The organism is Dyadobacter tibetensis Y620-1, from assembly GCF_000566685.1.
In the GTDB taxonomy this organism is placed as follows: domain Bacteria; phylum Bacteroidota; class Bacteroidia; order Cytophagales; family Spirosomataceae; genus Dyadobacter; species Dyadobacter tibetensis.
On the sequence record NZ_AZQN01000010.1, the window covers coordinates 199,992 to 210,332 of the forward strand.

General features: G+C 42.6%; 7 protein-coding genes and 1 tRNA gene. 6 read left to right on the forward strand and 2 right to left on the reverse strand.

Features of this window, described 5'->3' with window-relative positions; genetic code table 11:
• Positions 1 to 114 precede the first annotated feature (114 nt).
• The gene (locus X939_RS23235; RefSeq protein WP_025765149.1) at positions 115 to 672 is read left to right on the forward strand and encodes an RNA polymerase sigma factor; all 558 of its coding nucleotides are present in this window, start codon (positions 115 to 117) and stop codon (positions 670 to 672) included.
• Positions 673 to 765: 93 nt separating this feature from the next.
• Here X939_RS23235 and X939_RS0120485 read toward each other — a convergent pair whose 3' ends face one another.
• Entirely contained in the window at positions 766 to 2,247 is a 1,482-nt protein-coding gene (locus X939_RS0120485) for a type III PLP-dependent enzyme domain-containing protein (RefSeq protein WP_025765150.1), read from the reverse strand.
• 179 nt (positions 2,248 to 2,426) lie between these two features.
• On the reverse strand, positions 2,427 to 2,621 hold the full coding sequence (locus tag X939_RS0120490; protein WP_025765151.1) for a hypothetical protein: 195 nt from the start codon (positions 2,619 to 2,621) through the stop codon (positions 2,427 to 2,429).
• A gap of 236 nt (positions 2,622 to 2,857) precedes the next feature.
• Between X939_RS0120490 and X939_RS0120495 the strand changes: the two genes are divergently transcribed.
• From X939_RS0120495 to X939_RS0120515, 5 genes are all read left to right on the forward strand, one after another.
• Entirely contained in the window at positions 2,858 to 3,481 is a 624-nt protein-coding gene (locus X939_RS0120495) for a TetR/AcrR family transcriptional regulator (RefSeq protein ID WP_025765152.1), read from the forward strand.
• Positions 3,471 to 4,844: a TolC family protein gene (locus tag X939_RS0120500; protein WP_025765153.1), complete on the forward strand. Its 1,374-nt coding sequence runs from the start codon at positions 3,471 to 3,473 to the stop codon at positions 4,842 to 4,844. Before X939_RS0120495 ends, X939_RS0120500 begins: the two co-directional genes overlap by 11 nt.
• A gap of 51 nt (positions 4,845 to 4,895) precedes the next feature.
• Positions 4,896 to 6,029, forward strand: coding sequence for an efflux RND transporter periplasmic adaptor subunit (locus X939_RS0120505; RefSeq protein WP_025765154.1), 1,134 nt, complete (start codon positions 4,896 to 4,898; stop codon positions 6,027 to 6,029).
• Between the two features lie 85 nt (positions 6,030 to 6,114).
• Positions 6,115 to 9,546, forward strand: coding sequence for an efflux RND transporter permease subunit (locus X939_RS0120510; RefSeq protein ID WP_025765155.1), 3,432 nt, complete (start codon positions 6,115 to 6,117; stop codon positions 9,544 to 9,546).
• Positions 9,547 to 9,722: 176 nt separating this feature from the next.
• A tRNA-Pro gene (locus X939_RS0120515) sits at positions 9,723 to 9,799 on the forward strand.
• The last annotated feature ends 542 nt before the right edge of the window (positions 9,800 to 10,341 follow it).

A 10,341-nucleotide genomic window follows, 5' to 3' on the forward strand; every position in this document is an offset into this window, starting at 1 on the left:
ATATATGTAAATTAAAATTTGTTTTTTACTCTTGGAGTCGAATGATTATATTTATAAATAATTAGTATGCGGAATAATATTTTGAATTAATTTTTTGTAGATGGTTTTATTATTATGAAAAAAGCTATAGTTTCAGATCGTGAGATTTTGTCTCAAACTGCCAATGGTGATAAATCCTCATTCAAAATATTATTTGATCAAAACTATTCTACCATTTCTCGTGTGTTAATGCAATTCTCTAAAGATCCAGAGCAAATTAAGGATTGGACACAGGAGATTTTTATGAATCTATGGTTAGCAAGGCATTCTCAAAATTTCACTGAAATAGAAAATATCAAGGCGTATATTATAGTGATGGCACGGAACCATGCCATTAGGGCGCTGGGGAAAAAAAGCTTACTGATTACCTATGCTTATCAGGAGTCGGCAGCTGAAGAAAAAGCAGATTCAGACTCAATGAGGGCTATGGAGGAGATGGAGTTAATGAAGGCCTATCAGGCAGTGGTTGCCAAATTGCCTCCAAAAACACAGCAGGCCTATTTACTAAGCAGAGAAGACGGCCTGACTTATACTAAAGTGGCACAAGTGATGGGTGTATCGGTGAAAACGGTAGAAAACCAAATCGCCAGAGCATTGGCCATATTAAGGCAAGAATTAAGTTATCTGTTTTAAATAGACATGCTGAAAGGAGAGTGAAATAATAGCTCAAGTTCCAGATATTATCATTGTAAGCACGATATTACCCTGGGAACTTGAGCTATAAATTTATATTTTTGTTTCTGCCAATTCCACTTGCTCTCCATTTGAATCTTTCCCCGTTTCAGTTTTTTCAGTTACCGGAGCTACAAAGGAATCTTCCTTAAAGCCCAGGATCCGGAGCATGGTATCGCTGTTTTGTTCGGGTGCAAACACCCGGGTGACAATTTTCCCGTCTTCATCCCGATCGACCAAAACATGTTTGGGGGCAGGAATTAAGCAATGCTGAATGCCACCATAGCCTCCCAGGGACTCCTGATAAGCTCCCGTATGGAAAAATCCGATGTACTGAGGTTTATCGTCTTCAAATATAGGCATATAGAGATCTGCACTGTGCATTTCACTATTATAAAAATCCTGAGAATCACAGGTTAGCCCACCAAGATTTACTTTTTGATAGGGACTATCCCAGTTATTGATGGGGAGCATGATGTATTTCTGGTTCATTCCCCATGAGTCGGGTAACTGCGTGATAAACGATCCGTTGATCATATACCAAAGCTCCTTATCATTTTGCAACTTTTTGTCGATCACCTCGTAAATAACGGCTCCACTCTCACCTACGGTATAGCTTCCAAACTCAGTGAAAATATGCGGTACAGGTACGTTATTCTTATTGCAGATCCACTGAATATTTTCAACGATTTCATCGATCATTTGCTGGTAATCGTAATTGGCCTGTAGGGAGGTCTGAATAGGGAGGCCTCCACCAATATCAATGGAATCTAAATCAGGACAAATCTTCTTCATTTCGCAATATTTGAACATGAATCGCGTCAATTCACTCCAATAATAGGCACTGTCCTTAATGCCCGTATTGATAAAAAAGTGAAGTAGTTTAAGTTTAAACTTAGGGTTTGGAGCGATTTTCTCCTTATATAGCTCATTTACGTCGTTATACCGAATTCCCAAGCGTGAGGTATAAAAGGCAAAATTTGGTTCCTCGTCAGTGGCGATACGGATGCCCAAATTCACAGAATCGGCAGTTACCATCTCTTCGTAGGCTTCTATCTCACGTAGGTTGTCAAGTATAGGCAGACAATTGAATCCCTCATTGATCAGTTCGCTCAAATACTGGGTATACAAGGGCCTTTTGAAGCCATTAGCTAGAATATAGGTGTTCTTGTTCACCTTGCCTCTTCTGTAAAGTTCCCGGATGATGGGTACATCAAATGAAGAGGATGTTTCCAAATGGATGTTATGTTTCAAAGCCTCTTCCAAAACAAAGCTGAAATGGGACGACTTGGTACAGTAACAATAGGTATAGCTACCCTTATAGTTATGCCTTTTGAATGCATTTCTGAAGAACATATTAGCGTTCTCAATATGCTCTCCGATTTTAGGCAGATAGTTCAATTTCAAAGGCGTACCGTGTTCCTTGATGATATCCATCAGGGGTACATTGTTGAACAGCAATTCATGATTATCAACGTTAAACTCCATCGTGGGAAACTCGAACGTCTGCTGAATCAGGTCAATGTAGCTTTTCATTTATAGTAAGTTCGCGGGTAGCTAGTTAAAAATTGTGAGAAATGATTTTTGCACAAATATCCATAATTTCCGTTCCTATTTTTTTAAAATATAAAAATTAAGAAAACGATTCAATCTTGATTACACTAAAGTGAGAGGAAAATTGGATAGAAATTATGTCTTTTCCAAACAAGAACCTCTTACAAAACATTCCATCCCATTTGCAATTCGTCCATAATATTCTTCCACTGGTAAGTCTGTTCTATGGTTTGGTAACAAAAGCGTTGCCCGTCTGCCTGTAAAAACCCTAGCTTTGTCTGACCTCGAGAAACGCTTTCCTCAGCATACTCAGGAATAGGAACATTTTCAGACTGCTGAAACTTTGATTTGTACAATTTTGTTTTTATTAACTCTTTTCTCTTATCGGTTACAATTAGTTAATATAACGTTATTAACGAGGTTGTAGATCAAAATTTTAAATATGTAATTTATTGAATTACAGTATCATGTGATTTATTCAAAAGGGTTGACATTGGGTCTATAAGCGAGATTAAGAGAAAAAGTTTAGAAAACTCTGAATCATTTTAAAGTTTTCTTAGTTTATTTCACCGAAAAACATAAAATTTGATGCGTGAAAGAAAGAATTGTAAAATCGTCTCTAAGTTTATTTTGGCGCTACGGCATCAAGAGTGTAACCATGGACGACATTGCCAAGGAACTAGGAATCTCTAAGCGTACTATCTACCAACATTTTAAGGATAAAAATGAGATAGTCGAGACTGTCATCTCGGAGGAACTGTGCAAGCAGACCTGCGAATTTGAGGAATTGGAAGCTAAAGCAGTCAATCCTATAGATGAAATGGTGCATATTTCTGCTCATATCCGGGAGTCTTTATGTAATATGAACCCTGCGCTACTGTACGACCTTAAGAAATATCATCCGGAAGGTTTTCAGCTTTTTAGTCAATTTAAGCAGAGTATGGTCTTACAAAGTGTCAAGGATAATTTGTTAAAAGGGCAGGAGGAAGGATTTTATAGGCGCGACATCAATGTGGAGATTCTCTCCCGCTTACGGGTCGAACAGATAGAAATGGCCTTCGATCCTACAATTTTTCCCTTCGGTCAGTATACCATGGTAGATGTACAGCTTCAATTTCTTAACCATTTTGTCAGGGGGATACTCACCCCAAAAGGTTTTAATTATTATAACATCGTAGAAAAAACAGCAATAGAACCAAACACCCATGAAAAATGAACAAAACTTCTACAGTCGGCTATTGGCGATTGTATTTGTCCTTTTTGTCACTCAAAGCCGGGCCCAGGAGGCGGGGTTTAGCGTGAAGGAGGCCATTGATTATGCCATTAACCATAATTTAAATGTTAAATCGGCCAAGTTAGATGCGGTTTCGGCCGAGGCGAAGATTGGGGAAGTACGTTCAGCAGGGTTACCACAGGTTTCGGCCAACGTGAACCTTACTGACAACCTGATTATCCAGCGTTTCTTCCTCCCCGCCAATTTTGCCGATCCAAATGCTCCGGCCGATGCTGCCCCTGTAGCCTTGAAGTTTGGAGTGAAATATTCTGGTTCTGCTTCGGCTACTTGGAATCAACTGCTGTTTAACGGAACCTATTTGGTAGGTCTAAAGGCCGCTGCTACTTATAGGGAATTAGCTCAGAAACAAGTGAAGCAGTCTCGGGTAACCGTTGCGGAAGCAGTTTCCAAGGCCTACTATTCAGCCCAAGTCGCCGAGGAACGTGCTAAAGTGCTAGATTTAAATATTTCTCGTCTGGACTCACTGATGTCTGAAACGAAAGCCATGAATGAAAGTGGATTTGTTGAGTTGTTGGATGTAAACCGATTGGAGGTTCAGTACAATAACTTGAAAACCGAACGTCAAAAGGTTCAGAATTTGATAGAACTCAGTTATACACTGTTGAAATACCAAATGGGAATGCCTCTTGACGAACCCATCCGTCTGACGGATTCCATACAAGAAGAAAATATAGAAGGCATTAAGGCGGAGCTAATCCAACCACAGGTCGATTATCAGAATCGGATCGAATACAGTGTCTTAGATACCCAAAGAAAATTGGCAGATCTAGACCTTCGGAGCATTCGAAGTGGCTACCTACCGGTGTTATCGGCTTCTTTAGGATATGGACATAATAACGGACGGGACAACCTGGGCGATTTGTTTAGTACCAAGTGGTTTAATAACTCTATCCTTAGCCTCAACCTGCAGATTCCTATATTCGATGGGTTGAATAAAAAGTACCAAATTGATCAGAAAAAATTGGCCTTAGACAAAGTGAAGGTAGGTCAAACTCTTTTGGAGCAATCCATAGATTTTGAGTCCGCTCAGGCTGCTATATCTATCAAGAACGCCATTGGCGCATTAGAAAGTCAAGAACGCAATCTGGCTTTGTCGAAAGAGGTAGCTAGGGTTTCCAAAATAAAGTACCAGGAAGGTGTAGGGTCCAATATCGAGGTCATTAACGCGGAATCTTCCTTGAAGGAGTCGGAGACCAACTACTTTGCGGCTCTGTACGATTTGATAATCGCGCGAATCGATCTTCAAAAAGCAAAAGGTGAACTATACACTGGTGCTGAGAATTGAGCAATTGAAAATAAATAGAAAAAATATCTGAAACTGCTACTTATAAATATCATGAAAAAAAATATGTTGATCCTAGCCACTATAGGAATATTATTCACCGCTTGTGGGGGAGAGAAAAACGAAAGCCTGGCAGGCAAAAAAGAAACCTTGACCGAACTTAAAGTCCAGCAAAAAGAAATAGAAAAACAGATAAAATCATTAGAAACCGAAATTGCGGCCCTGGATTCTACCGTTGTGGTCGAAGCGAAGGTAAAGGCAGTTACAGTAGCACCACTGATGCCAGAAACCTTTAAGCATTATGTAGAATTGCAAGGAATGGTAGACGCCAAAAATAGTATTTTGGTTACGCCAAAAACCGGGGGGGTAATCACGGCGATGAATGTCAAAGAAGGCGACTACGTCAAGGCCGGAAGTGTGATAGGTCGGATCGATGACAGCATTCTTCGGGAGACAATTGAGGAACTGAAAACCCAGCTTTCATTGGTCAATACCCTTTATGATAAGCAGAAAAGTTTATGGGATCAGAAAATCGGAACGGAATTGCAATTCCTTCAAGCCAAAAATAATAAAGAATCTTTAGAAAAGAAGATGGCTACCCTTAAGGCTCAGTTGTCGCAGAGTACTATCGTCGCGCCTATGGCAGGGGTAGTCGATCTGGTAAATGTTCGTGTAGGTGAAATGGCCTCTCCGGGTATGGGAGTTGTTCGCGTAGTGAACTTAAGTAACCTTAAGGTAGTAGCCAAGGTTTCAGACGTGTTTGCTGGTAGTGTAAAAAAAGGAGATGAAGTGGTTGTAACCTTTCCTGGAATGGATAAGAAGTATAATGCCCGCATCAGCTTCGTAAGTACCACTGTAGATCCTTTGTCCCGGACATTTACTGTAGAGGCCAACTTACCATCAGATAAGTCGCTAAAGCCGAATATGACGGCCCAATTGCAAATCAATGATGCTACACGGAAAGATGCCTTGGTGGTAGACCAGAACTATGTGCAGAGCACCGAAAAAGGACAAATTGTCTTTGTAGCAGCCACCCAAGGTCAAAAGAAAGTGGCCCGATCCAAGACCGTGAAGACCGGCTTGAACTATAATGGTAAAATTGAGGTGGTAGAAGGCCTAGAGGCCGGCGATCAGTTGATTACCATGGGGTATCAGGAGGTGGCCGATGGACAGGTTATTTCCTACTAAAGAATCAGGAACTAGCTGATGTCACGGACGAGCCTTCTGGCTAGCTAGTTCCTTTCATTTATCACATTTAACGCTCAGCATACAAATGAAATTTGATGAATACAAAACCTTAGGTTTTACCAACTGGTGCGTGGAGAATCGGACGACGATCTACATCTTTACGTTCATCATTACCCTCGCGGGCTTTTTGGTCTATAATAGTCTGCCCAAAGAGCAGTTTCCTGATATTAAGATTCCACAGATCTATGTAAATACAGTCTACTTCGGCACGGCTCCAGCCGACATCGAAAATGTGATTAATAAGCCCATAGAGAAGCAACTCAAGTCGTTGAGTGGGGTGAAGAAAATAAAATCGAATGCACTTCAGGACGTGTCTGTTATTTTGGTGGAGTTTACGCCTAATGTAGAAACCGAGGTGGCTTTGCAGAGAGTGCGTGACGCCTTGGATAAAGCCAAAAGCGATCTCCCTCAAAACCTGGATTCGGGGCCTACTGCTCAAGATGTAAACTTCTCGGAATTTCCGATTATGAACGTCAATATGGCTGGAAACTATTCTTTGAAACAGCTGAAGGAGTATGCCGAAGATATGCAGGATGCCATTGAGGCACTACCCGAAATTACCCGTGTGGATATACTGGGAGCCCTGAATCGGGAGATCCAGATCAATGTGGATCTTAATCGGATGAAGGCGACCGGTCTTACCTTTTACGATATACAAAGTGGTCTGTCTGGAGAAAATATTAATATTTCTGGGGGGGAACTTAATGTAGATGGAGTACGCCGCACTTTGCGGGTAAAAGGTGAATACACCGATGTTAGCCAAATGGCAGACCTTCGTATCCGTACTGGTACCGGGGCCGTCATACGCCTGGGCGACATAGCCGAGGTGATCGATAGTTTCGAAGAGCAGCAAGACTTTGCGCGATTAGATGGAAAATCGGTTATTACCTTGAATGTAATTAAGCGTTCTGGTGAAAACTTGGTAGCCGCCGCCGATAAAATAGAGGAGGTAATTGCCGATTACAAAGAAAATAGGTTCCCCCAAGGGCTTGAGATTAAGATCACCGCGGACTCGTCTATACAAACACGTGCTGATTTGCATGATTTGATCAATACTGTAATTCTTGGATTTATATTCGTAGTAATGGTATTGATGTTCTTTATGGGTATTCGGGACGCTATTTTTGTAGCCCTTTCGGTTCCCCTTTCAGCCTTGGTAGCTTTCGTATTGATGCCCATTATCGGGCCAATGATTGGTACTGAATTTACCCTTAATACCATCGTTCTCTTTGCCTTCTTGCTGGGAATAGGACTCGTGGTGGACGACGCCATTGTGGTAATAGAAAATACCCACCGTTTATTTAACCAGCATAAAGACTGGACCATTCAGCAAGCTGTGAAGGCCGCGGCTGGGGAGGTATTTGTGCCCGTACTTTCTGGTACCCTTACAACGGTAGCCCCCTTCTTTCCCTTACTTTTCTGGTCGGGTATTGTCGGGGAGTTTATGAAGTTTATGCCGCTGACGCTCATCATTACTTTGGGTGCCTCACTATTTGTGGCCTATGTCATGAACCCTGTTTTTGCTGTTACCTTTATGGGAAGGCATGAGGATGAAAAAGAGGCGCACGATACAAGCTTTAAGGCCATTCGGCGCCCGGTGATAATCATCGCAGTAGCGGCGCTCGTGGGATATTTTATAGACCGTGGCGTAGGTAATTTTATGGTTTTTATCTTGGTGTTCTATGTGTTCAACCATTATATTTTGACTCCAAAGATTTTGGTCCCATTTCAAGATCGACTATTGCCTGCTTTGAAAAATAACTACCGCAAACTCATCGACTGGATGCTACGTGGATGGAGACCTGTTATTGCGGTGGTAGGTATGGTAGCCCTATTAATATTCACCTTCGTTCTCACTGGAATTGTAAAGCCCAAAGTCCTTTTCTTCCCAAGTGGAGATCCAGACTATGTGTATGTCTACAATAAAATGCCTATCGGGACTGATGCTGTCGTTACCGATTCGGTTACAAGAATTATAGAGAAAAAGGTGTTTGAAGTGTTGGAAAGGGAGGATGCCATGGGTATTGTAAATTCCGTAATTGCCAACGTTGGGAAAAATGCAGGAGACCCTTATAACCCCGACCGTGCGGCAACGCCACATAAGTCTAAAGTTACGGTCGCTTTTGTCTATGGTACGGAAAGAGACGGTCGCTCGACCCAGGACATTCTAAATAAAATTCGCGAAGCAGTATCCGGTGTTCCTGGTACAGAGATTTCTGTAGAACGTGAGGCTGTGGGTCCACCTACAGGAAAGCCTATATCCATCGAAATTTCTGGTGATGAATTTCCGATACTTCAGACTCTGGAGCAAGATGTTCTTAAAAAAATCGCAGATTCAGGAATTAAAGGAATTGATCAGCTTCGTTCCGACCTAGTAACCAATAAGCCTGAAATTGTTATCGATATCGATAGGGAAAAGGCCCAACGAGAGGGAATTAGTTCTCAGCAGATAGCCGGTTCTATTCGTACTGCCTTATTTGGACTGGAAATTTCTAAGTTCCGCGACCAGAAAGACGAGTATCCTATTATGGTTCGCCTTAAAAAGGACGATCGCGAGCAGATAGAGAATCTGTTGAGTATGAATATTGTTTATCGCGACATGAACATGGGTGGTGCCTTACGCCAAGTGCCAATCTCATCAGTAGCAGATATACGTTATTCTACAACGTTTAGTCAGATTAACCGGAAGGATCAACGCCGTATCGTCACTCTAGGATCCGATGTGGTAGATGGATTCAATGCTAATGAGATTGTTGCGCAAATAGAAGCAGAAATTAACGAAATGGAAGTGCCCAATGGTTATACCATTAAAATGGGTGGAGAGCAGGAAGAGCAAGATGAATCCATGGCCTTCCTCGGAACGGCTTTTGGAGCAGCCATTCTGCTGATTTACCTGATCCTGGCTACGCAGTTCAACTCAGTAGTGAAACCCTTTATCATCTTCTTTACTATTCTTCTTTCGTTGATTGGGGTATTGCTGGGCTTTATTATTTTCAACAAAGATTTTTCTGTGATTATGTCAGGTGTCGGTATCATAGCATTGGCTGGTATCGTGGTTAAGAATGGAATTTTGCTTATTGAGTTTATTGAGGAACTTCGGGGTCGAGGATATCCCATGCGGGAGGCCATCATAGAAGGTGGGGCCATCCGACTTACCCCAGTACTTCTAACGGCATCAGCCGCTGTACTAGGACTTATTCCTCTGGCTTTGGGGATTACTGTGGACTTCGTTGGGTTACTCCGCAATTTCTCTCCTGATTTGATAATAGGAGGACCTAGCGCAGTTTTCTGGAACATCCTGGCCTGGACGATTATTTTCGGCCTTACCATTTCCACGGCTCTGACTTTGATTATGGTACCATGTATGTATTATCTCAACGAGCGTATCCGGGACAAATGGTTCCGTAAGGGTAAGGTAGAAGAGGTGAATCCGAACTGGAGAAACGAGACCATCTAAGGCATCTAGATGCCAATTAATAAAACATCCATCCCAGAGATAAAAAAAATATTTCAGGGATGGATGTTTTATGTAAAAGATTGCTACATTTGCAACCCAATCGGGATGTGGCGCAGCTCGGTAGCGTGTCCCGCAGGGCGGGAAGGTCGCCAGAGTAAAAATATAATAAATAGTCACGGGATGTGGCGCAGCTCGGTAGCGTGCTTGCATGGGGTGCAAGAGGTCGCAGGTTCAAATCCTGTCATCCCGACCAAAATGAAGAAAGGCTGTCTGCAAAGACGGTCTTTTTTTGCGTTAAGACTATTTCAGCTCGGTAGCGTGTCCCGCCGCGGCGGGAAGGCCGCGTCTTCAAATCCTGTCATCCCGACCAAAATGAAGAAGGGCTGTCTGCAAAGACGGTCTTTCTTTGTGTAGAGATTATTTCAGCTCGGAAGCGTGTCCCGCCGCGGCGGGAAGGCCGCGTCTTCAAATCCTGTCATCCCGACCAAAATGAAGAAGGGCTGTCTGCAAAGACGGTCTTTCTTTGTGTAGAGATTATTTCAGCTCGGAAGCGTGTCCCGCCGCGGCGGGAAGGCCGCGTCTTCAAATCCTGTCATCCCGACCAAAATGAAGAAGGGCTGTCTGCAAAGACGGTCTTTCTTTGTGTAGAGATTATTTCAGCTCGGAAGCGTGTCCCGCCGCGGCGGGAAGGCCGCGTCTTCAAATCCTGTCATCCCGACCAAAATGAAGAAAGGCTGTCTGCAAAGACGGTCTTTTTTGTGTAGAGACTATTTCAGCTCGGTAGCGTGTCCCGCC